This is a genomic window from Acidicapsa borealis, from assembly GCF_059115245.1.
This window is the reverse complement of record NZ_JCACNY010000001.1, coordinates 5,903,630-5,926,025: the sequence shown is the minus strand read 5'-3', so window position 1 is coordinate 5,926,025 and position 22,396 is coordinate 5,903,630. Positions and strand designations below refer to the sequence as shown.

Here is a 22,396-nt window from a genome sequence, read left to right as displayed (position 1 = left end):
ACGGGTACTACTGCGGGGCTAAAGAACTCTTTCTTCTTTCGAAATACACAGTACTCAGTACCCGACTTCTTCCACACCCCGACCGCGCACTTGCCTTCGCTTTTGCCGTTGTCTTTCTGGTTGTCATTCCCGAAGGGAATCTGCTTCCGTCTTCTATTCCCTGTTCCCTAACCCCTGTTCCCTGTTTTTCAACCATCCGCCCCGTTTTCCACCCTTTCCCAATCCGCCACTTCACTACAATCAAGACAGGCAGAAACCGCATATTCAGCCCCAACCCCATTGGTGTAAAGTGGCATCACGTCCGATAACTTAAGGCCCGCGCACCGGCCCAACCGGACAAGTCCACTTCGCACCAGCCGTTCGAAAGAGGACACCATGCCAGGACTGGAACTAGAACTCGAAAACTCAGCGCCCACCACTGCACAGGGGACAGCCATGGAAATCACCGTAACCCGCCAGGATCTGCTCAAAGAACTCACCGCCATCCAGTCCGTCGTCGAACGCAAAACCACCATCCCCATCCTGTCCAACTTCCTCGTAGAAGTGACCGAAGGACCGGAAGGCGGCCTCCTCAACATCACCGCCACCGACCTCGACCAGGCCATCCGCACCAGCGCCAAAGCCAAGGTCAAAAAAGCCGGTAGCTGCACCATCCCCGCCCGCAAGCTCTACGACTACGTTAAGCTCCTCCCCGATGGCGAAATCTCCATCAAGCTCCTCGACAACCACTGGGTCCAGATCCGCTCCGGCCGCAGCAACACCAAGATGGTCGGCCTCGGCCGCGCCAACTACCCGCAAGTCCCCGAGCTGCCCACCGTAGCCAGCGTCAAGATCCCCGTCCTCGTCTTGAAGACTTTGATCAGCCGGACCATCTTCAGCATCTCGAACGAAGAGTCCCGCTACACCCTCAACGGCGCCCTGCTCATCCTCAAGGCAGAATCGATCGCCATGGTAGCCACCGACGGCCACCGCCTCTCGTTTGTCGAGAAGCCAGAAGAGACCCTCGAAGGCATCAGCGGAGAAAAGCGCATCCTCATCCCGCGCAAAGCCCTCGCCGAGCTCCAGACCCTGCTCAACTCCACCGACGCCGAGCATATCGAGTTCGCAGACGACGACCTCTGGCTCTTCTTCCGCATCGGCCACCGCACCCTCTCCAGCCGCAAGCTCACCGGTCAGTTCCCCAACTACGAAGCCGTCATGCCCCGCGACAACAGCCGCTTCGTAGTAGTCCGCACATCGGAACTCTCTGCCGCCATCGGCCGCGTAGCCCAGTTCGCCGACGAGCGCAGCGGCGCAGTCCGCCTCAAGCTCGAACAGAACGAACTCAAGATCACCGCCCAGTCCAACGAATCCGGCGAATCCGAAGACTCCATCGAAACCCCCTACACCAACGACCCCATCGTCGTAGGCTTCAACAGCAGCTACATGCTCGACTTCCTGAAAGCCCTCGGCAACGAAGGCGAAGTCCGCCTGGAGTTCAAAGACAGCCAATCCGCCGGCCAGATGCGCCCCGAAGACCCCGAAGCAGAATACAAATACCGCTACGTCCTAATGCCAATGCGCATCTGAGGCGTTCCACGCCCATGATCGAGCGCTCCCGCGCGCAAAACCAAAATGCCCGAACAGCAATCACTGTTCGGGCATAGGTTTTTGCTAGCGTCATTGCCGCGTGGAATCTCCTGTCCGCTCAACCCGCCTCCTCCGCCAATAAACCCCGACAGCAACCAAATTGCTGACCACAACCGTCCCTAAAATCTTCGCCGCATACACCCCGGCATCCCGCACCGCCACAAACGGATACGCCGAAATCAGCAGGCTGAACAGCGTAGCGCAGAACCCAACCCCCGAAACCCATTTCAACCACCCCGGCAAACTCCGCCGCACCGCCAAAGCCCCCACCGCCGGGATCGCAAACATCGCCAGATACGTCAGTTCATAGTGCGTCAAACTCGCATTCGAAAGCACCTGAAATGCTTCCTGCGCATGTGCGCCCACATTCGCCATCCCCACCAGCACCATCACCAGCCCCGCAGCCAGCAAAATCGAATTCCGCGGCGTCCCATACTTCGGATGCAGCCGCGTGAACCACTCCGGCACCAGCGCATCCCAGCCCACCGCCATTGGCAGCCGCGTCGCCCCCGTAAACAGGAAACTCGATGCCCCCAGCAGCCGCATCTGCACCAGCAAGATCGCCGCCATCGCAAACAGATTCCCCAGCCCGGAATTCCCCAGAGCAAGCCGCAGCGTCTGTGGTATCGGGGCAATAAAGTCAATGTGCCCCGGCGTAGCGAAAGCAACAACAGAGCTAGTCCCCAGAATGAACATCGCGCAGATAATCGGCGAAGCAATCCAGACCGACCGAGCAATACTCTTCGCCGGCTGCTTGCTTTCTCCCGCGAAGATGGCAATATACTCAAGCCCGCACTGCGCCCCAAAAATCATCTGCCCAAACAGCGCCATCGTCCGCAGCGTCTTCGGCGGCATCACCGCCGCAAACTCCATCCCCGTATGAATCGTCCCCCGCCAAAGCCCATACAACGGCAGCAGGATCAAAGTGGCATACACTGCCAGGATCGCCACCCCGCCCACATTCTGGATCCACTTCCCCCACTCCAGCCCGCGAATGGCAGCAACAGTAATCAGCACCACCAGCACCAGCACGATCCCCACAGATGCCAGCGCATTCCCCGGCAGCCATGCCGCACGCGGCCCAATCAGGTAAGCCATCTCCGTAGGAATCGCATACAGAATCGTTGCCGTCACAGCAATCCCATACACCCACAGATTCCACGCCGTAAGAAACCCGCCCAGCGCCCCAAAAGCCCGGTGCGCCCACACATACAACCCGCCCTCCAGCGGCATCACGGTGTTCAGTCCAATCACCACCGCCGCCATCGGCAGGTAGAACACGCACATCGCCGCCACCCACACCAGCGTCTCCGCCCGCCCCAGCCCCGCAGCCACCCCCACCCAGCTCGAACCGACCACGCAAAGGATCTGCGCCAGCACCAGATCCCTCACCCCAAGCGACCGCGTAAGCCGGTGCTCCCCAACCTCACCATCCCCACCAATCAGGCTCATCGTGCGCCAAGAATCGCACACCCCCCCACGAATCCCCAGAAGAAAAAGCACCTCCGCACCTGCATCTGCCTCTGCTTTTCTTCCAGTCAATCCTGAAGGAATTCTGAATCCGGCAGGAATCATTCTCGAAACCCCGCCACTCTAAGAGACAGCCGATCGTAAAATCCCAGTCGAAGAAACATCGATGACCGCAACCGCCCGAAAAACCCATCGTCCCGTTCTCCCCCCCACCCACGGCGCATAAGCCGGCACCCGAAGAGCGACCCATGAACAACATCACCGATACCATCCCCGGCTACACCTACGGCGAAGTCCCCGCCTCCCCCCTCACCCTGGCCGAGCTCGAAGCCCTCAAAGTAACCACCGGCTTCACCGCCGAAGACGAGCGCTATCTCCAGCTCGCCGGCACAGTCCTCGCCGACCAGACCGAACAGATCGTAACCCAATGGCGCAGCGGCATCATCGCCGGCATTCCCAACCTCGCCCGCCACTCCCGCACCTCCGACGGCGAGCCCAACCCCGAATACCTCGCCAGGACCAACCTCCGCTTCCGCCAATGGATCCTCGACACCTGCCTCCGCCCCTACGACCAGGAATGGCTCAACTACCAGCAGGAAATCGCCCTCCGCCACACCAGCCTCAAAAAGAACCAGACCGACCACGCCGACTCCACCCCCTACGTCCCCCTCCGCGACATCGTAGCCTTCATCGCCGTGATGAACGAAACCATTCAGCCCTACCTGGCCGCCCACGGCCACTCACCAGAAGAAGTCCACCACATGCATCAGGCCTGGTGTAAATCCCTCCAGCTGCAAGCCGCCCTATGGTCCCACCCCTACACCCACCGATCCCCCAGCGAGTGGTGACCAGGTACCCATTCTCCTATCGAGGCTGCCGCTCTTGGATTGTCATTCCCGAAGGGGATCTGTTGTTATCTTTGCCCTTGCCTTTCTTTCCGTCATTCCCCTCAGGGAAATCTGCTGTTGCCCTCGCCGTTACCTTTCTTTCTGCAATTCCCAAAGGGAATCTGCTGTTCCATCTCGGATGAGTAGAAAGAGTCCGGGTGCCCCACCTTCACCGCGCACTTTGTGGCTCAGGTGCAACTCACAAAAGCACCCAAATTCATGCAAAGTAAGAACCGGAGGGAATCCGAGCGCCAACGGCGCGCACGATACCAGCCCAGGGCAACGCCCTGGGTCCCGTCCACCACAAGAACGAAAAGGGCTGAAAGCCCGCTCCGCGGCACGCCACCCACAGCCAACAAACGCGACACCCAGAAACCAGCCGCATGCATGCCCCCAACCCGCGCCCACAAATTCCAAAAGCAGACACCCCAACACCCGACACGGTACCCTGTCAGTCTATGAAGCGTATCGTTACCACAACCCTCCTGCTCGCCGCGACTGCACTGGCCCAGGCCCAGACACCAGACCCCGCTAGTCTCGTCAACCCCATCATCGGCACCACCAACGGCGGCAACGTCTTCCCCGGCGCCACCATGCCCTTCGGCATGATCCAGTTCACCCCCGAAGCTACCCCCGTCAACCCGCGCCGCCCCATCGCCGCGCCCGGTGGCTACGAATACCGCAGCAAAGGCATCCGTGGCTTCGCGCTCACCAACGTCGAAGGCTGGGGCTGCGCCGGCGGCTCAGGCGACATCCCCTTCATGCCGATTACGGAAGCAGTCGAAACCTCGCCCAGCAAGGACTTCCGCGCCCAATACACCGCCGCCTTCACCCATGACGAAGAACACGCCAGCCCCGGCTCCTACCAGGTCCACCTCGGCAACGGAGTAGACGTCTCCCTCGCCGCCGCCCTCCGCATGGGCGCCGCCACCTTCCACTTTCCCGCCGGCAAACCCGCCCGCATCCTCATCCGCACCTCGGACTCCGAAGTAGGCTCCACCGAAGCCCACACCACCATCGAAGGCCAGACCGGCCAAACCGTCTCAGGCTCCGTCACCAGCGGCAACTTCTGCGGCTACATCGGCACCGAAGACCGCCGCTCCTACTACACCCTCTACTTCACCGCGACCTTCGACCGCCCAGTCACCGAAACCGGCACGTGGCACGACGACACCCTTACCCCCGGCGGCAAAACCTCGGAAGGCGGCACCGGCTTCGGTCCCAAAGGCTTCCCGGAGGCAGGCCACGGCTCCGGCGCCTGGCTAGGCTTCGGCGAAGCCCCAGCCGGCGGTCTCGACATCCGCCTCCGCGTCTCCATCTCCTACGTCAGCGCAGCCAACGCCAAAGCCAACCTCGAAGCCGAATCCAAATCCGCCAAGACCTACGAAGAAGTCTCCACCGCCGCCCGCGCCGCTTGGAACAAGCGCCTCAGCCAGATCGCGATCGAAGGCGGCACACCCGAGCAGCGCACCGTCTTCACCACCGCCCTCTACCACGCCCTCCAGACCCCCACCACCTACAGCGACATCAACGGCGAATACACCGGCATGGACCTCAAACCGCATCACACCGTCCCCGGCCAGTCCACCCAGTACGCCAACTTCTCCGGCTGGGACGTCTACCGCTCCCAGTTCCAGCTCCTCACCTGGCTCGACCCGAAGCAGGGAAGTAACGTAGCCCAGTCTCTCCTCAACCAGTCCGAGCAGGACAACGGCCGCTGGGACCGCTGGACTCACCTCTCCGGCGCCACCCACGTCATGAACGGCGACCCCGCCGCCACCTCCATCGCCGACATCTACGCCTTCGGCGGCCGCAGCTTCAACGCCAAAGCAGCCCTCGCCTCGCTCGTAAAAGCCGCCACCATCCCAACCAAAGAAGACCTGAGCCACGACGGCTGCCCGGTAGAGTGCGTAGGCCAGCGCCCCGGCCTCGACCAGTGGCTCAAACTTCACTACATCCCCGTAGGCGCACCCGCCTGGGGCCCCGCCGCCGACACCCTAGAAGACGCCACCGCCGAGTTCGGCATCTCCGCCCTCGCCGGCCACCTCGGCGACAGGAAAACCGAAGAAGAATTCCTGACCCGAGCCCAGTACTGGCGCAACATCTGGAACCCCAACGCCGCCCCCGACGGCGGCTACTTCATGAACCGCAACGCCGACGGCACCTGGCCCAAGATCCAGAACGACGACGATGACGAAGACGGCAAAGTCCCGCCCAAGGAGTTCACCCCCGCCACCGGCGCAGGCTTCGTCGAAGGCAGCGCCGCCCAATACGTCTGGATGGTCCCCTTCAACGTCCACGGCCTCTTCGAGCAGATGGGCGGCCGCGACAAAGCCGTAGCCCGCCTGGACAAGTTCTTCTACGACGACAAAGGTGCCCCCGCCGTCACCAAATCCGGCGAGCTCCACGCCGAACTCGACAACGAGCCCTCCATCGAAACCCCCTGGCTCTACGACTTCGCCGCCCAGCCCTGGAAGACCCAGCAGCTCGTCCGCCAGGTCCTCAACACCATCTGGCCCAACACCCCAGCCGGCATCCCCGGCAACGACGACCTCGGCGAAATGTCCTCCTGGTACGTCTTCGCCGCCATGGGCCTCTACCCGGAAATCCCCGGCCGCGCCGAACTGGTCTTAGGCAGCCCCCTCTTCCCAAAAATCACAGTCAAGCGCCCAGCAGGCAATCTAACCATCACCGCCCCCAAAGCCAGCACCAACACCCCCTACATCCAGTCACTCAAAGTAAACGGCAAGCCCACCACAAAAACCTGGCTGCCAGAATTCTTCACCCTAAAAGGCGGCACCCTGGACTTCGACTTGAGCGACCAGCCCAACAAATCCTTCGGCACCAACCCAGGCGACGACCCCCCCTCCTTCAACCACCAATAACCCAATCCCAATCAAGACAAAGGCTCCGCATCGAGAGACGCGGAGCCTTTGTCCTTTTGGTTGTCTTTCTTTTGTTTGTCATTCCCAAAGGCAATCTACTGTTGCTTTTTTCGTTGCTGTTCCCCTTCGAATGAGGAGAGAGAACGGGGCGCGACGCCTCAGGGGCACCGCCGTAGTTCAACTACCTAAGTTAAGTGTGAACTTAACGGCGGCCGTTTTTCCCCAACCAACCTGCACATCCTTCGTACCTGTAGCAAATCCGGCTGCCGCGACGCTGACGGCGTATTTCCCACCAAGCAGCTTGCTAAACCTGCAACGTCCAGACGTATCGGTAAGACCCTCTTCTGTTAAAGGAGTAGGCCCGATGAAAGGCGTAGCGATAGTTACCTTACCCTGGGAAATTGGCGCACCTGTAGGATCAACGACTGTGACGACTATAGTGCTCTCCAACTTAGTGGTACTTGGCGGTGCAGGCGGAGGCTTTGGGGCAAAGGTGTCAAAAAGTCCTGCCTTAGTTCCAGGAATCCATAGATCAGCGATGCTCTTGGGATTGTCCCTGTCAATGAGCGAAGTAGCTACGCCTACAATTTCAGCTTCATGGCCTCCCACAAAGATTGATCGGCCTACAGGTGACTGTCCTGGGAAGATGCGATTTGCAAGTCCTTCCGCGATAAATGCTACGGCAGCAGAACCTTTTTCGTAGTCCGAGCTAATGAAACTGCGTCCGGCAAGAAGCTTAAGGTCTGGCCGTGTACCGTTGACGAGTGTTGCGAACTGAACGCAACCAGTCGTGCCATTGGAGCCGATAGTGGTCGGCGTAACGGTATAACGAAATGTAGGTTGCGTGCAGAACGGCTGCTCAGATTGTGCCGTGGTTTCCGCATGAGGGGTATCGTTCTGCGGATTATGACTCGGTGCAAACCAGATTGCGGCGCCGATGATAAGAACCAAAGCACACACTGCAAGCCAAATCCACCTGCGGGCAGCCTTCCTTGATTCTGGTTCATACAGCTTATCAAGCAGGAAGTTATCATCCAAACTTTCGACGTCTTCATCTGACTTAGCCGGCAGAGCAGCAGGTTTTTCAGTTGCAAGAGCAATCTTGTTCAACGCTTGAACCAAGCCCCGAACATCCGCAAACCGCTCCTCCCGCCCCTTAGCCATCATCCGCAGCACAACATCATCCAACCCCACCCACCGCGCCAGCTCCGCCCGCAGCAAGCTAGGCGCTGGCGCCGGCGTATGCACATGCTCCTCCCGCAAATCGTCCCCAACAAACGGCACCCGCCCCGTCAACATCTCGAAGAACACACACCCCAGCGCGTAAATATCGGTCCGCCCATCCAGCTGGTGCCCCGGAATCACACCCTTCCACTGCTCCGGTGAAGCATACTCAGGCGTCAGCGGATTTAGCCCCGTCCGCGTCAGTCTCCCCTCATCCTCCGCACCCGTAACAATCCCGAAATCCGCAATCTTCGCAATCTCCCCGCCATGATCGTCGGTGCCCAGCAGAATATTCCCCGGCTTGATATCCCGATGCACCATCCCCTTCGCATGCGCCGCCTCCAGCCCCTTCGCAATCCCCCGCACAATCTCCAGCGCCCGCTCCACCGGCAACCCATGCGGCGCGCCTCCAATCAGCGCCTCCAGGCTCGGCCCATCCACATACTCCATCTCGATATAGAACCCGCCATCGTCGTCCTGCCCCAGCGCCAGCGTCTTCACAATATGCGGCTGATGCAGCCCAAGCGCCGCTGCCTTCTTAGCCTCGCGCAAAAACCGCTGCACCGCCCCCGGATTCATCGCCAGCTCCGGCGCCAGAAACTTCAGCGCCCGCATCTCCCCGAGCAACAAAAGCTCGGCGAGATAAACCACTCCCATCCCGCCCCGCCCCAGCACACGGACAATCCGATAAGTCCCCCGAAAGATCGTCCCAGGCGCAAGCTCCCTCCGCCCGATCAGCAGGACTCCATGATGCGGGCAAGTCCGCACCTCATCGGCAAACTCAGCCGAACAAACAGGACAACTCTTCATAGCCATATTCCCTACAGCGCAAAATCAGGACGAATCCGTGGAATGACGCCATTCTCCCACGCCCCCACCTCGAATCGGCAGACAAAAGAACCGATTCCACGCACAGCCCTTAAATCGAACGCCCCATCACAGCAGGATGAGCAGAGAGATGCAGTAGCTCCATGGTTCTCGCTGCAACCCAGCGAAAGGCATGGGGCAAACAAGTCAGACATTTCATGCAATGTAAGACTCGGAAAGAAGGGCTGCCATCAGTCCATTGCACCAACCGTGCTTCTTCAACCCGCTTCCAAGATCCCATTTGCTCAAAAAAATTTCCCACGACAATTCCCGTTTTCCTCTGATACCCTTCACCCAATCCGGCAAACAGACCTCGCGCCTCCCCTGACGCAGCCAAGTCTAAGCCCCCACAACGACCGGACCTACGGGACCAATCCCGCTAACCAGGGCCCTCATCCATTTCACCAAGCGCGGAACCGCAACCAGTCGCCAGACGCATACCTGCATCCCAGCGATGCGCCGCCATGCGTCCGCCCCCATACCCCGGAAACTCCTCGCCCAGAGGACGCACCTGCAAACCAAACTGGAGAACCCGCACCATGACCGCTGAAAACTTTGCTCACGCTCTCTTCACCGGGCTGCGCCGCCATGCCGCCGCCTGCCTGCTCTCCCTCCTGAGCCTCTCCGCCATCCCCGCCTCGGCCCAGCCCGCCGGCTCCCACGCCGCCCCGTCACCCGTCACACCCGGCCAGGCGGCACCGCAAAGCTCACCGCTCTCCCTCCTGCCCGCCTCTGGCTCCAAGATCAACGCCGAACTCTCCCCCACCACCGGCAAGCCCCTCCCCGAGCCTCCCGCCAACTTCCGCCGCCTGACCGCCGCGGATCCCGGCGAACTCAGCCCGCTCGAAACCCTCACCATCCGCTTCGCCGCCACCGCCAAACTCGGCAAAATCACCTCCACCCCCGACTTCCCCATCGAACCGGGCAGCAGCTGCGTCGAAGGCAACACCTACGACTCCGGCCAGACCTGCACCCTGCTCGTCCGCTTCACCCCCAAAGGCGCCGGCAATCGTCTCGGTCGCATCACCATCGAGAACTCCGCCTCCATCAAGCCCTTCTACGTCGGCCTCGGCGGCAACGGATACGCCCCCGTCGTCAGCTTCACCCCGGCCGTTATCTCCACCCTCCCCGCCTCCTACCCGGCTGGTAAAGGCCTCCTGAGCAACGCCTCCAGCCTCTCCGTCGATGGCGGCGACACCCTTTACGTCGCCGACACCGGCAACAACGTGATTCGTTCGATGGATTCCTCAGGTGCCTTCATCACCGTCTCCACCGGCACCCTCAGCGCCCCCTACAGCGTAGTCGCCGACAGCTTCGGGGATATCTACTTCGACGAGCCTGCCGCCAACCTCATGTTCGAGATTTTCAACTACGGATCGCAGTTCCAGGTCAGCGGCACAGGCACGGACACCTGCACGGTCGCAGCGCCCTGCAGCCTGCCCAACGAGCAACTTTACAGCCCCGGCCAGATGTCGATTGACTCCAGCAATCAGGTCTTCTTTACCGAACGGTCCCTGGGCGCGGGGCAATTCATCTCCTTGCCCTACTCGCCGAAATTCGGCCGCCTGTACGACCCCTTCACCTTCCAGAGCGCCAACCAGGGCACCATGGCAGTCGACGTCTACGACAACATCTACTCCCTATGGCTAACCACCGGCGTCTGCCAGATCGCCTCTCAGTACTTCAGCGACGCAGTCAACTCCCGCGGTGTTTACAAGAAGGTAGCCGGCGGTAAAACCTGCGGCTTCTCCGGCGACGGCGGCCAGGCCCGCAACGCCGAAATCGGCACCAAGAGCCCCCAGTTCGCCTTCGACGTCGCCGGCAACTTCTACTTCGCTGATACCAACAACCAGCGCGTCCGCCGCATCGACGCCTCCACCGGCATCATCAACACCATCGCCGGCACAGGCGCAGCCGGCTACGGCGGAGACGGCGGCGCCGCTAACCTCGCCTTCCTCGCCAACCCCACCGGAGTCGCCGTCGATTCGCAGGGCCAGGTCTACATCATCAGCAGCACCACCGCCACCGGCACCGCCCAGGTCATTCGCAAACTCGGCCCCGACGGCGCCATCCCCTTCGGCAACGTCCTCCGCAACACCTCCAGCGTCGCCCGCACCATCACCCTCGCCAACACCGGCAATAGCGCGCTCACCTTCACCAGCTACCACTTCACCGGCCCCGCGGCAGCGGAATACACCGTCGATCCCAACACCACCACCTGCCTGCTCACCGCCGGATCCAGCCTCGCCAACGGACAAAGCTGCAAGGTCGGCGTCATCTTCCGGCCCACCTCCGCCAGCGTCCGCCAGGCTACCCTGCAGTTCCTCGACAACACCGTCACCAACGTCAACAACGTCCAGCTCTACGGTGTCGGCACGCTGCCCACTCCCACCTTCGCCTTCACCGCGCCCGCATCCGGAGCCAGCTTCACCTCCGGCACTGCCGTCACCGTGTCCGTCAGCCTCACCGCAACGCCCACGCCCACCGGCACGGTCAAGTTCACCGTCGATGGCGCCGCGTACGGCAGCGCTGTCACCGTCGCCGCCAACGGCACTGCCTCCATCAGCATGACCGGCCTCACCACCGCCAATCACACCATCGGCGCCATCTACAGCGGCGACGCCAACTACTCCACCGTCACCATCACCCGCCCCATCACCATCACCGCTGCCAAAGCCACCCCGTCCGTGGCACTGGCCTCGAAGACCGCCCCCGCCACCACCTGCAAGGCGCTCGTCTTCGGAGTCACCGTCAGCAGCACCCCACTCGCCACCGGCATCGTTCAACTGAAAGAGGGCTCCACCGTACTCGCCTCCGGCACCTTAGCCAGCGGCGCAGTCAGTATCTCCACCGCAGCGCTCTCCGCCGGCAACCACACCCTCACCGCCTACTACCCCGGCGACACCACCCACAACGCGGCCTCGACCAACCTCGTCCAGACCGTCACCGCCTCCACCACCCCCTGCACCAAGGCGGTAGCTGGCCCGGTCCGCATCACCCGCCGCCCCATCCCCTGAACCAACCAGGGCGGGAGAGTCAGACTCTCCCGCCCACCAGCAATCACCCACCCAATCCGATCTCTGCCCGGTATTGACCCCCGCCCAAAAGAATCCCAACTTTGAAACCCCAACCACCCCAAAACAGTCCTAAACTGCAACCATGACCGGCCCGACTCCAACTCGCCCCAACCCCTTGCAAGGCATCTCCGGCGACCTCCGCTACGCCATCCGCGGCATCAAAAACGCCCCCGGCTTCGCCATCACCATGATCCTCACCCTGGCCGTCGGTCTCGGTGCCGTCACCACCATGCTCGCCATCGTGGACTCGGTCCTCCTCACCCCCGTCGCCCTGCCCCACCCCGAAGAGCTCGTCTCTCTCACCGTCAGAAGCACCCAGCGCGACGACGCCAGCAACCTCAGCTACCAGCAGGTCGACACCCTCCGCCGCCACGCATCCTCGTTCTCCGCCGTAGGCTCCTACACCATGCTCCCCCGGCCCATCGTTACCGCCGACGGCAGCCGCACCGCCCTCCTCAGCGAAGTCAACGCCGGCTTCTTCACCATGCTCGGCGTCCACGCCCAGCAGGGCCGCCTCTTCACCGCAGCCGACGAAACCGCCCCCGTAGCCGTAGTCAACGCCAGCTTCTGGCGCGAACGCCTTCACGCCGACCCCAAAGCCATCGGTTCCACCATCCAGATCTCCGGCCAGCCCCGCACCGTCATCGGCGTCATGCCCGAAGGCATCCACTTCCCCGAAGGCGTCGATTCCTCCTTCGTCTTCCTCCCGCTCCACCTCGACAGCAGCAAGCAGGACGACCTCTTCAACGACACCGCCCGCGTCCTCGCCCGTCTGAAGCCCGGCATCACCCCAAGCCAGGCCAGGGAAGAAGCCCAAAGCGTCCTCGATCACAGCGGCGACAAATCAAACTCCAACTTCCAGCGAATCGTCCTCCAGTCCTACACCCAGGAGATGACCCAGGACCTCCGCGGCAGCCTCTTCGCCCTCCTCGGCGGCGTAGCCCTCCTTCTCCTCATCGCCTGCGCCAACGCCGCCAATCTCCAGATCGCCCGCGTCTCCGCCCGCATCTCCGAAATGAGCGTACGCTCCGCCCTCGGCGCCAGCTTCGCCCGCCTCCTCCGCCAGATCATCACCGAAAGCCTCGTCGTCTCTCTCGCTGGAGCAGCCCTCGGCGCCACCCTCGCATGGATCCTCGTTGCCCTTGTCCGTCACGCCTACGGCGGCCGCTACGCCCGCTTCGACGAGCTGAAAGTTCACATCGCCCCACTCGCCGCCTGCATCTTCCTCGCCGTCCTCGCCGCAGTACTAGCGTCGATCGCCCCCATGGGCAGGATCCGCCGTCAGGTTTCCATCACTGCCGCTACCCACCGCGCCACCCGCAGCTCCCGTCTTCCCGGCTTCCTCGTCGCCCTGCAGGTAGCGCTCACCTGCGTCCTGCTCGTCATCAGCGGCCTCTTCGTCCGTACCTTCAACGCCCTCCAGAACGTCCACCTCGGCTTCGACCCCGACCACATCACCTCCATGGTCCTCATCCCCAACGACCCCCACATTAACCCCGAAGTCTCCCGCCACACCCTCACCACCCTCCTCGAGCAGTTCAACGCCCTCCCCGGCGTCCAGTCCGCCACCATGCAGTCCTCCATCCCCTTCTCCAACTTCAACGTCACCCTCAACGGCACCACAGACATCCAGGGCCGCCCCTACCAGCCCACCGACTCCGCCTTCTACTCGCTCGTCAGCACCAACTTCGTCCAGGCCAGCGGCATGCACCTCCTGCGCGGCCGAACATTCACCCAGCAGGATGAATCCAGCGCCGCCATGACCGCCCTCGTCAACCAGGCCTTCGTCCAGCGCTACCTCTCCAACCGCAACCCCATCGGTGCCGTCATCGGCCTGCACAACGACCCCACCGACAAGCCCGAAGACATGCCCCTGAGGGGTTCCCTCACAGTGATCGGCGTAGTCGAAAACGAGCTCCAGGGCGGCGACCTGGGCGCACCCTTCCAGCCCCTGGTCTACGTCAACTACCGCCAGCTTCCCCCCGGCACGCCCTTCGTCCAGGTCTTCAACATGGCCCAGGAATTCGCCATCCGCTCCACCCTCGCCCAGTCCGCCCTCGACAGCGAACTCCGTCGCGTCATCCACCAGACCGCCCCGGGCATGTCCGAAATGCTTCTCCGCCCCATGGATAAAAGCATTGCCGACTCCCTCGACCAGCGCCGCCTCGCCCTGCAGCTCGTCACCGGCTTCGGAGCAGTAGCCCTGCTCCTGGCAGCCATCGGCATCTACGGCGTCCTAGCCTTCTCCGTCATCCAGCGCCGCAAAGAGATCGGCATCCGCATGGCCCTCGGCTCCTCCCGCACAGGCGCAGTCCACTTGATCGCCCGCCAGGCAGCCCAGATGATCCTCGCCGGTTTCCTCGTAGGAGCAGCAGCAGCCTGGCCCGCCGGCCGCGCCATCCAGTCCTTCCTCTTCGGCGTTCAACCCATCGACCCGGTAGCGCTCTCGATCTCAGCCGCCATCCTCGTCGTCGTCTGCGCCATAGCCGCCGCCGCCCCAGCCTGGCGAGCAGCACAGGTCAACCCAGTAGAAGCCCTCCGCGCCGAGTAACCCAACGCGGTTCCGGCCGTCGCTCCTGCAGTTGTATTTTTTGTTTGTCATTCCCGAAGCGAATCTGCTTCTGCATTCACAACCATCACCGGGCTCGAAGATCATCCCAAACCGGCACCACCGCCAACACCACCAGCACCACCGCCAGCGGCACCGTCGTGGCAAACCCCAGCCGCCGAAAACCCTCCGCCCCCAACAGCCCGCCCACAAAGAACGACCCCAGCAACGCCGACAGCAACCCCAGCCGGTCCCGGTTCGCCTTCACATCCGGCAACTCCCGCCGCCGGTTCCAATACAGCATCTTCCCCAGCTCAATCCCGATATCCGTCACCACGCCCGTCACATGCGTCGTCCGAATCTCCGCATTCGAAACCTTGGTGATAATCGCGTTCTGCAATCCCATCGTGAAGCACAGCAGCACCACTGTCGCCGGATCAAACAGCCAGTGATGCAACTCCAGATGCCCACCCAGCAACCCGAACACCAGCAGCAGCCCAGCCTCCACCATCAGCGGCATCGCAAACACCCCATGCCGTCCCCGTCGCCGCCCCCAGTTCACCATCAGAGCCGTAGTCGCCGCCCCCGCCACAAACGCCACCACCGACCCCAGAGCTGCTAACACCAGACCAAGCTCCCCCAGCGCCGAGTTATCCGCCAGCGAAGAAACAATCCCCGACATATGCGATGTATACTGCCCCACCGCCAGAAACCCGCCAGCATTGGTAGCCCCGGCAATCGCCGCCAGAAAATACGCTAGATGCCGGTTCGCCGTCTGACTCCGATCCTTACCCGTCAGCCTCCGCAAATACAAAACCGGCATACCCCTCCACCACCCAACCCATCAACCCTACTCCGCAACAGCCGCCCGTGCAGATGAAGTTGCGGTCGTAGCTGCCCCTGCCCCTGCAGTTGCCCCTGCCTTCGCAGTTGCCCTTGCTTTGGCAGTTGCCCTTTGGGTTTGTCATTCCCGAAGGGAATCCGCTGTTGCCGTCTATTCCCTATTCCCTATTCCCTATTCCCTGTCCCCGAGTCCCCTCCAGCCCGCCGCACTAAGCCGGATACATCCTCATATACCGCTTCGAATCAAACTTCTTCCCCGTCGACTCCCCCGACATATACCGGATCAGCCCAAACACCGGCCGGTCAAACCACGGCCTGTCATGCTTGCCCACCATCGCCCACGCAATCCCCGAATACCCATTCGGATCCCGCCCATCCAGCTCATACCGGTCATTCAACTCCACCGCCCATGCAAACGCCGTAGCCGGATCGGGCGACCACTCCAATATCTTCTTCGCCCAATACATCCGCATGTAGTTATGCATCCATCCCTCGCGCACCATCTGCCGCTGGCTCGCGTTCCATAACTCATCATGCGTCTCCGCCTTCTCCAGCTGCGCCAGCGTATAAGTCCACGGCCGCGCATCCCCGGCATGCGCCAGCAGCGTCTTGCGCGCCCACGGCTCAGCACACTCCCAATTGTCATAGTTAGGGTTGTACTTGCAGAACAGCACAGACAACTCCCGCCAGCCAATCAACTCATCCAGGTACTTATCGGCCATAGCCTGCGTAGCCTTCCCCCGCGCCACAGCATCCTTCACCGCCAGCGCAATCGTGATCGGCGAAAGATGCCCATAGTGCAGATAAGCCGACATCTGGCTGGTCCCGCGCGCTTCAGGATGATTCCTCCGCTCGTCATAGTCGGCCAGCTGCGTCTCCGTAAACTCCTTCAACCGCTTCAACCCAGCCTTGGTCCCGCCAACAAACGTATCCACCGGACCAACCGAACGGTCCAACGTATCGAAGCCCTCAGTGATGTCTAACTCCAACGAGTAACTCCGCACCCGGTGCTTCCATGCATGCTCAACCTTGACCTTCTTCACCGGCACCAGGAACTCCTCCAGCTGCGCATGCAACTTAGGCCGCAGATGATGCAGCAAAACAAACGCCTTCCCAAAGATTGCGCTCGGCACCACCACATCCGCGTCCACTGTAAAGAAAGGTATCTTCAGCTTCTTGGCCAGCGCAGCCCGCCACCGCTCCGGCTCGCGGCAGACATTCTCATCCCCCACCACCACAGCCGCATCCACTTCATCCAGAAACTTCTCCAGCGTGTCCCCATCGGTTGGTCTTCTGACAAGAAACCCAACCCCACGCTCCGCCATTCCCTCGGCGATGTCATGCAACCCCTGCTGCAAGAAGTGATAGTGCCGCAAGTTAGCATTCGGATAATTCGGAATCACGGAGAAGTAAGCCACCACCGGCAGCCCCAGCGCATTCCCGCAGGCGATCGCCACCTCCAGCGCCGGATTATCCAACGCCCGCTGCGCTTTCTGCAGCCAGTACACAACACACTTCCCGTCAGCCTTAGGCTCGCCGCCACGCCGCACAGTAACCCGCTTATCCCCAGCAATCTCCTTAAGAACCTCAGCCACTTCAGCCACGCATCACTCTCCAGAACCCCATCCTACCCGCCCCACAAACCCCAATCAGCCCCAAACCAATCACACTTCCACCCCACCAAATCCATCGCAGGCCAAATCCATCTCTGGTTTGTCATTCCCGCAGGGAATCTGCTGTTCGTCTTCTTCCAATCCAAGAAAATGCTGTCACCCTGAGCGCAGCCCAAAGGGCGAAACAGAACGACCAGCCGTTGCGTTTCTCATCGGACGCAGCAAACACGGGCATCATCTCGACCGCAGGAGCAACGCGCGTAAGGTGGCAGATCAAAAGTCTTCCGCTAACTCGCTAACCCGCTAACGTGCGAAGCACGCTAACTCGCGAAACCCTACCCCGCCGCGAAGAAGCTCCCCAACCCAGCCCGCCCCGCATGCTCCACCATCGCCCGCTGAATCTCCAGTGCCAGCCCCAGCGCCTCCCGCCCCTGCCGCGCCGTCACCCGAGGCTGCACCCGCCTCCGCACCGCATCCAGAAACGAAAGTATCTCCAGCCGCAACGGCTCCCCAGGCGTCACCACCGGCTTCTCAAAGGAAAGCCCCGGCAACCCGTCCGAAAACCCCGCAGCAGCCCCCGCAGCCATCGCCGCGTCCAGCGAAAACCCAGCATCCACCCCGATCACCAGCACATCCTTCCGCGCATAGTCGATCGAAACATACCGCCGCGGCTCAAAGAACCTGAGCTTCCTCACCCGCTCCGTAGACACCCGCGAAGCCGTAAAGTTCGCCACACACCCCGACTCAAACTCCACCCGCACATTGGCAATATCCACCTTCGCCGAAAGCACCGGCAAACCCACCGCCCGCACCTCCTTCACCGGAGACTTGGCAAACGTCAGCACAATGTCCAGGTCGTGGATCATCAGGTCCAGCACCACATCCACATCCAGCGACCGCGGCGTAAACACGCTCAACCGGTGCGCCTCAAAGAACATAGGCCGAGTAAGCCCGGCCTCCGCCGCAATCACCGCCGGATTGAATCGCTCCAGATGGCCCACCTGCAACACCCGGCCCTCGCCATCCGCCAGTTCCACCAGCGCATCCGCCTCAGCCAAAGTACCCGCAATCGGCTTCTCGACCAGGCAGTCCACCCCACCCGCCAGCAGCTCTGCAGCCACATCATGGTGAAAGATCGTAGGCACCGCCACCGAAGCCGCATCCAGCTTCAAGTCGGCCTCCAGCAGCGCCCCGACAGAGTCGAACACCGGCACAGAAAACTTCTCAGCCACCTCAGCAGCCCGCACGTCATCCGGCTCCACCGCCGCAACCAGCGCAACACCCTCAGCCGCCAGCTCCGAATACACCCGAAGATGGTTCCGCCCAAAAGCCCCGGTCCCCACCACCGCCACCCGCAAAGCATCAGACATAGCGGTATCTCCACCCCACCCGATCAAAGGCCAAGCAGCAAGGAGTGCAGCAGGCAGTTTGGTTTGTCATTCAAAGGCCACGCAGTACGTCATTTGGTTTGTCATTCCCGAAGGGAATCTGCTGTTGCTCTTGGAAGACGGAGAAATGCGTGCACCCCACCTTCAGCGCAGCATCATCGCGCTGAAGGTGGGATCCACGAATCTCATCCAACAAACCCACTAAGCCTTCCCCGCCTTGCCATCCACCACCGTCAAGCACCGGCTGTACAAGTCGAGCAACTGGCTGATCTGCTCCTCCACCTTCGGCGCAGCCGTTCCACTGAACCCCGTAGAAGGCACAGTCGCCCGCCCAAACCCCGTAGAACCAGCCACAAACTTCAGCAGATCCAGCGCAATATCCGCATTCGCGCGAACACCATTCCCAACCAAACCACCACCAGATTCCATACATCCCTCCACCCCGGATGCTACCAAATGTCGCGCATCCCTGCCGCCACCAGAACCCAGCCAGAACCCAGCCAGCACCCAACGCAACGCCAGCTAGAACCTCGCCAGCACCGCCACCACCCGCCCCACCAGCAGATCATTCACCGTCTGCCCACTCCCCGCCGACAGCACCTCGATCGCAAACTCCACGCGATACGGCCGCAGCACCACACGGCCTCCCTCGGCCATCGCATACCGGATCACCAGCCGCCCGGCATCACCCCGCCCCGCCTTCGCCCCATACAGATTCGGCGTCCCCTCCACATACGCGCGAAACGAAGTGTAGTGCCGGTCCAGCACCACCACCGCCTCCGCCTGCACCACCGGCTTCATCGGCTCCGCGTCCTCCGCATCCATCCGCACCGCCACAAACCGGTCCCACTTGTTCCTCGCCGGCGGGCAGCGCACCAGCAGCCCCGACAACGTCTCCACCGGAATCGGAATCGTCTTTTTCACCTTGCTTCCCACCACATACTGCTCATACATCGCCGTCTCATGCGAAACCAGCGGCACCCCCACCATCTCCCCCACCTGCCCGCTCAACAGCGTGCCCAGCGCCTCTCGCCGCGCCGGCAGCAGGTCGCTCACATCCAGTTGGATCGCCGCCAGTATCTTGTCCAGGGCAGCCAGCGTCATCCCGCGCCGGCCATGCAGAAAATTGGAAATATGAGACTGTCCTAATCCAGACTTCCGCGCCAGCAAGCTTGCACTCAGCGTCCCGCGCTCGATCCTGCGCAGCAGTTCGAGACGCACTCGCTCTTGCAATTGGCTAAAGTCCATCGAGAAGTTTCACACACAGCAATAGGCAAGAAACCGCGCCATTTCCTACAGAAATGCCAAATCGCACCATAGTCCCGTATGTAGAAAACAGGATTCAGCCCCGTCCAGCGTCCGCATACTAATTTGAAATTAGACGATAGACCGAATTCCGCCCCATCGATAGATTGATCACACTTTCTCAAACACCGGCAGTGGAAAAATTCGGACTGAAAATTGCGCGCGAACGACGACGCAATCGTCAGCCCGTTTCCCTCGCCATGGTCTCGGCATCCGCTTCCCTGGCTCAAGCCAGCAAGCCCGCCGCGCCCAAAGTGTTCGAGCTTCCAGGATCTGCGCGCCATGAGCATCACTCACTATCGACGGAAGCAAGCCGCCATCCCCCAGCAGGGCAAAAGAACCCTGCACGGCAGCCAACCTTCGTCATTGCCCTGCGGAATGCACATCTGCCGAATGCCGATCAGTGCTCCATCACCGCGGGCTCACAGATCCCTAGGGAGAGTCAGTCATGGAATTGCGCATTCAATTGAAAGTCTGCGAAGGTTGCGGTTGCCTCTGGTATCGTGCCCAGCTTGAAACCCGGGTCTACTGCGCACAATGCGTCGAGCGGTTCAAGGATTTCCCAGCAGCCAAAGCCAGCAGACGCAAGGGAAGACCAAGAAAAATCACCCTCCCCACCGTCTTCGCCGTGCACGATACGTCTTTCTACGCAGCCGCCCCAGGCATCAGCCCGGTGATCAGTCCGGTCAGCATCCCGGCCGGCACCCGCGAAGCAGGTGCCCGATGAGCGCCGCCCTCACCCTCCCCAACCTCTGGGCCCAGGCCACGCCAGCCCTGCAACCGCAACTGCTAGCCTCCGCGGTCCATCACATCCAGCGCCGCCAGATCCACGCAGCCGAAGCCCCACCACCCCAGCACGAAGAAGATCCCGGTCCAACCTGGGCCTTCTATCGCAAACACACCGAGAAGCTCCTCAAACGCTACCTCTACGCCTCCATGCAGGTAGGCCGCTCCCCCAACATCCTCGGAGAATCCGTCGACCGCGGCTGGGTCTCGAGCAGAAAAGTCCGCACCTTCGAAGACGCCCTCATCTTCGTCCTCGACGTCGAACGCTGCCTCAAGAAACTCACCCTCATCGACCGGCAGCTCATCACCCGCGTCCTCATCCAGGAGTACACCCACACCGAAACCGCACCCCTCCTCGGCCTGAGCGCACGCAGCGTCTGCTCCAGGCTCCCAGAAGCCACCGACCGCCTCACAGCGATCTTCGTAGAAAACGACCTCCTCGACCTCCCAAACTAAGCAAGCAGAAGCATCCATCAATCGAACGCTGTCTTGGCCGTTGCCGTTGCCGTTGTCCTTGCTCTTGCCTTTGTCGTTGTTCTTGCTGTTGCCCTTGCTTTGATTGTTTGTCATTCCCGAAGGGAATCTGCTGTTGTCCTTGCCCTTGTCGTTGTTGTTGCCCTTGTATTTCTTGTTTGTCTTTCCCCAGGGAATCTGCCGTTCCCCCCAGCCCCACCAAAAGAGCGAGCGCCCATCCCAGCCACAGCCCACCGTGGCAAGGATGGGCCCCGCTCACCCCCTGCCGTATCCTGTTATGCATGGCAATCCCCTCCCGAACTCCCGTCCTCATCGTCCACGGCGGCGCCTGGGCCATCCCGCCCGAAATGGCCGAGGACCACCAGCGCGGCGTCGCCCAAGCCCTCGCCACCGGCTACGCAATCCTCGAAAAAGGCGGCACCGCCACCGACGCCGTCGAAGCCGCCGTCACCGTCCTCGAAGACGACCCCACCTTCGACGCCGGCCGCGGCTCCTTCCTCACCTCCGAAGGCCGCGTTCAGCTCGACGCCCTCCTCATGGACGGCAACACCCTCCGCGCCGGCGGCGTAGCCTGCGTCGAGCACCTCCGCAACCCCATCCAGGCCGCCCGCCTCGTCCTCGACAAAAGCCCCCACGTCTACTTCGTCGGCTCCGGCGCAGAAGCCTTCGCAGCAAGCCACGGCATGCCCGTCATCGACAACAGCGAACTAGTCCTCGACCGCGAAAGAATCCGCCTCGCCGATGCCCAGTCCCGCCTGGCCCAGGGCCTCGAAGACATCACCTTCAGCGGCCCGGATTCTGGTCCCGGGGGCCCCGCGAACAGGTCTTCGTTCGCGGGGTGGCAAGACGACAAGAGCCCAGAAACAGCCCACCCAACTGTTCCCTGTTCCCTGATCCCTGATCCCTTGCTGTCCCACGACACCGTCGGCGCCGTAGCCCTCGACGCATACGGTAACCTGGCCGCCGGCACCAGCACCGGAGGCACCCTCAACAAAGCCCCCGGCCGCGTAGGCGACAGCTCCCTCATCGGTTGCGGCTGCTACGCCGACAACCACAGCGCCGCCGTCTCCCTCACCGGCTGGGGCGAACCGATCATGAAGTTAGTCCTGGGCAAATGGGCCACCGACCGCGTAGCCCAGGGAGTCACTCCAGAACAAGCCGCCCAGCAAGCCATCAGCTACCTGTTCACCAGACTAGGCGGCCACGGCGGCATCATCCTGCTAGGCCCAAACGGCAGCTACGGCCTCGCCCACAACACCCCCGGCATGGCCTGGGGCATAGCAGACAAACAAGGCCAACGCACCGGCCTCGTCATCTAAGCAAACAACACTATCCATCGAACCTGGCCGAACAGCAGCTCCGGCTAACTCACTAACCCGCGAAAGCGCCAAAGGCGCAGC

At 61.9% G+C, this 22,396-nt stretch carries 14 protein-coding genes and 1 pseudogene; 8 read left to right on the top strand and 7 right to left on the bottom strand.

The window, feature by feature from the left end; translation table 11 throughout:
• Nucleotides 1–375 precede the first annotated feature (375 nt).
• Nucleotides 376–1,569 (top strand): DNA polymerase III subunit beta, encoded by a 1,194-nt coding sequence (gene dnaN / locus AC5S27_RS24120; RefSeq protein WP_493937113.1) that lies wholly within the window; start codon nucleotides 376–378, stop codon nucleotides 1,567–1,569.
• Nucleotides 1,570–1,659: 90 nt separating this feature from the next.
• On the opposite strand, the gene AC5S27_RS24115 is transcribed toward dnaN, so the two are convergent.
• Nucleotides 1,660–3,081: an APC family permease gene (locus tag AC5S27_RS24115; RefSeq protein ID WP_493937112.1), complete on the bottom strand. Its 1,422-nt coding sequence runs from the start codon at nucleotides 3,079–3,081 to the stop codon at nucleotides 1,660–1,662.
• A gap of 266 nt (nucleotides 3,082–3,347) precedes the next feature.
• Between AC5S27_RS24115 and AC5S27_RS24110 the strand changes: the two genes are divergently transcribed.
• Nucleotides 3,348–3,947 (top strand): protoglobin domain-containing protein, encoded by a 600-nt coding sequence (locus AC5S27_RS24110; protein ID WP_493937111.1) that lies wholly within the window; start codon nucleotides 3,348–3,350, stop codon nucleotides 3,945–3,947.
• Nucleotides 3,948–4,444: 497 nt separating this feature from the next.
• Nucleotides 4,445–6,871 carry a GH92 family glycosyl hydrolase gene (locus tag AC5S27_RS24105; RefSeq protein ID WP_493937110.1) on the top strand — a complete coding sequence of 809 codons (2,427 nt, stop codon included), beginning with the start codon at nucleotides 4,445–4,447 and terminating at the stop codon, nucleotides 6,869–6,871.
• A gap of 177 nt (nucleotides 6,872–7,048) precedes the next feature.
• On the opposite strand, the gene AC5S27_RS24100 is transcribed toward AC5S27_RS24105, so the two are convergent.
• Nucleotides 7,049–8,905, bottom strand: coding sequence for a protein kinase domain-containing protein (locus tag AC5S27_RS24100; protein WP_493937109.1), 1,857 nt, complete (start codon nucleotides 8,903–8,905; stop codon nucleotides 7,049–7,051).
• A gap of 596 nt (nucleotides 8,906–9,501) precedes the next feature.
• Between AC5S27_RS24100 and AC5S27_RS24095 the strand changes: the two genes are divergently transcribed.
• Both AC5S27_RS24095 and AC5S27_RS24090 read left to right on the top strand, forming a co-directional pair.
• On the top strand, nucleotides 9,502–11,979 hold the full coding sequence (locus AC5S27_RS24095; protein ID WP_493937108.1) for an Ig-like domain repeat protein: 2,478 nt from the start codon (nucleotides 9,502–9,504) through the stop codon (nucleotides 11,977–11,979).
• 142 nt (nucleotides 11,980–12,121) lie between these two features.
• Nucleotides 12,122–14,590 carry an ADOP family duplicated permease gene (locus AC5S27_RS24090; RefSeq protein ID WP_493937107.1) on the top strand — a complete coding sequence of 823 codons (2,469 nt, stop codon included), beginning with the start codon at nucleotides 12,122–12,124 and terminating at the stop codon, nucleotides 14,588–14,590.
• Between the two features lie 88 nt (nucleotides 14,591–14,678).
• Here AC5S27_RS24090 and AC5S27_RS24085 read toward each other — a convergent pair.
• From AC5S27_RS24085 to AC5S27_RS24065, 5 genes and pseudogenes are all read right to left on the bottom strand, one after another.
• Nucleotides 14,679–15,410, bottom strand: a pseudogene (locus AC5S27_RS24085) (YoaK family protein); the annotation flags it as partial.
• A 229-nt stretch (nucleotides 15,411–15,639) separates the two neighbouring features.
• Nucleotides 15,640–17,034, bottom strand: a complete 1,395-nt coding sequence (locus AC5S27_RS24080; RefSeq protein ID WP_493937106.1) for a deoxyribodipyrimidine photo-lyase — start codon at nucleotides 17,032–17,034, stop codon at nucleotides 15,640–15,642.
• Nucleotides 17,035–17,378: 344 nt separating this feature from the next.
• Complete coding sequence (locus AC5S27_RS24075) at nucleotides 17,379–18,413, bottom strand: Gfo/Idh/MocA family oxidoreductase (RefSeq protein ID WP_493937105.1); 1,035 nt, start codon at nucleotides 18,411–18,413, stop codon at nucleotides 17,379–17,381.
• A 219-nt stretch (nucleotides 18,414–18,632) separates the two neighbouring features.
• Nucleotides 18,633–18,860 (bottom strand): hypothetical protein, encoded by a 228-nt coding sequence (locus AC5S27_RS24070; protein ID WP_493937104.1) that lies wholly within the window; start codon nucleotides 18,858–18,860, stop codon nucleotides 18,633–18,635.
• Between the two features lie 93 nt (nucleotides 18,861–18,953).
• Complete coding sequence (locus tag AC5S27_RS24065) at nucleotides 18,954–19,652, bottom strand: helix-turn-helix domain-containing protein (protein ID WP_493937103.1); 699 nt, start codon at nucleotides 19,650–19,652, stop codon at nucleotides 18,954–18,956.
• Between the two features lie 532 nt (nucleotides 19,653–20,184).
• Between AC5S27_RS24065 and AC5S27_RS24060 the strand changes: the two genes are divergently transcribed.
• The 3 genes from AC5S27_RS24060 (at nucleotide 20,185) to AC5S27_RS24050 (ending at nucleotide 22,315) form a co-directional block, all read left to right on the top strand.
• On the top strand, nucleotides 20,185–20,463 hold the full coding sequence (locus AC5S27_RS24060; RefSeq protein WP_493937102.1) for a hypothetical protein: 279 nt from the start codon (nucleotides 20,185–20,187) through the stop codon (nucleotides 20,461–20,463).
• Nucleotides 20,460–20,978, top strand: a complete 519-nt coding sequence (locus tag AC5S27_RS24055) for a hypothetical protein (RefSeq protein ID WP_493937101.1) — start codon at nucleotides 20,460–20,462, stop codon at nucleotides 20,976–20,978. The genes AC5S27_RS24060 and AC5S27_RS24055 overlap by 4 nt, the downstream gene beginning before the upstream one ends.
• A gap of 299 nt (nucleotides 20,979–21,277) precedes the next feature.
• The gene (locus tag AC5S27_RS24050; protein WP_493937100.1) at nucleotides 21,278–22,315 is read left to right on the top strand and encodes an isoaspartyl peptidase/L-asparaginase family protein; all 1,038 of its coding nucleotides are present in this window, start codon (nucleotides 21,278–21,280) and stop codon (nucleotides 22,313–22,315) included.
• The last annotated feature ends 81 nt before the right edge of the window (nucleotides 22,316–22,396 follow it).

Excerpts from the sequence above, each read along its gene's own strand:
- AC5S27_RS24090 (WP_493937107.1), top strand. The coding sequence starts at position 12,122 with ATGACCGGCCCGACTCCAACTCGCCCCAACCCCTTGCAAGGCATCTCC.
- AC5S27_RS24115 (WP_493937112.1), bottom strand. The coding sequence starts at position 3,081 with ATGAGCCTGATTGGTGGGGATGGTGAGGTTGGGGAGCACCGGCTTACG.
- AC5S27_RS24055 (WP_493937101.1), top strand. The coding sequence starts at position 20,460 with ATGAGCGCCGCCCTCACCCTCCCCAACCTCTGGGCCCAGGCCACGCCA.
- AC5S27_RS24070 (WP_493937104.1), bottom strand. The coding sequence starts at position 18,860 with ATGGAATCTGGTGGTGGTTTGGTTGGGAATGGTGTTCGCGCGAATGCG.
- AC5S27_RS24075 (WP_493937105.1), bottom strand. The coding sequence starts at position 18,413 with ATGTCTGATGCTTTGCGGGTGGCGGTGGTGGGGACCGGGGCTTTTGGG.
- AC5S27_RS24095 (WP_493937108.1), top strand. The coding sequence starts at position 9,502 with ATGACCGCTGAAAACTTTGCTCACGCTCTCTTCACCGGGCTGCGCCGC.
- AC5S27_RS24110 (WP_493937111.1), top strand. The coding sequence starts at position 3,348 with ATGAACAACATCACCGATACCATCCCCGGCTACACCTACGGCGAAGTC.
- AC5S27_RS24060 (WP_493937102.1), top strand. The coding sequence starts at position 20,185 with ATGGAATTGCGCATTCAATTGAAAGTCTGCGAAGGTTGCGGTTGCCTC.
- dnaN (WP_493937113.1), top strand. The coding sequence starts at position 376 with ATGCCAGGACTGGAACTAGAACTCGAAAACTCAGCGCCCACCACTGCA.
- AC5S27_RS24050 (WP_493937100.1), top strand. The coding sequence starts at position 21,278 with ATGGCAATCCCCTCCCGAACTCCCGTCCTCATCGTCCACGGCGGCGCC.
- AC5S27_RS24105 (WP_493937110.1), top strand. The coding sequence starts at position 4,445 with ATGAAGCGTATCGTTACCACAACCCTCCTGCTCGCCGCGACTGCACTG.
- AC5S27_RS24100 (WP_493937109.1), bottom strand. The coding sequence starts at position 8,905 with ATGAAGAGTTGTCCTGTTTGTTCGGCTGAGTTTGCCGATGAGGTGCGG.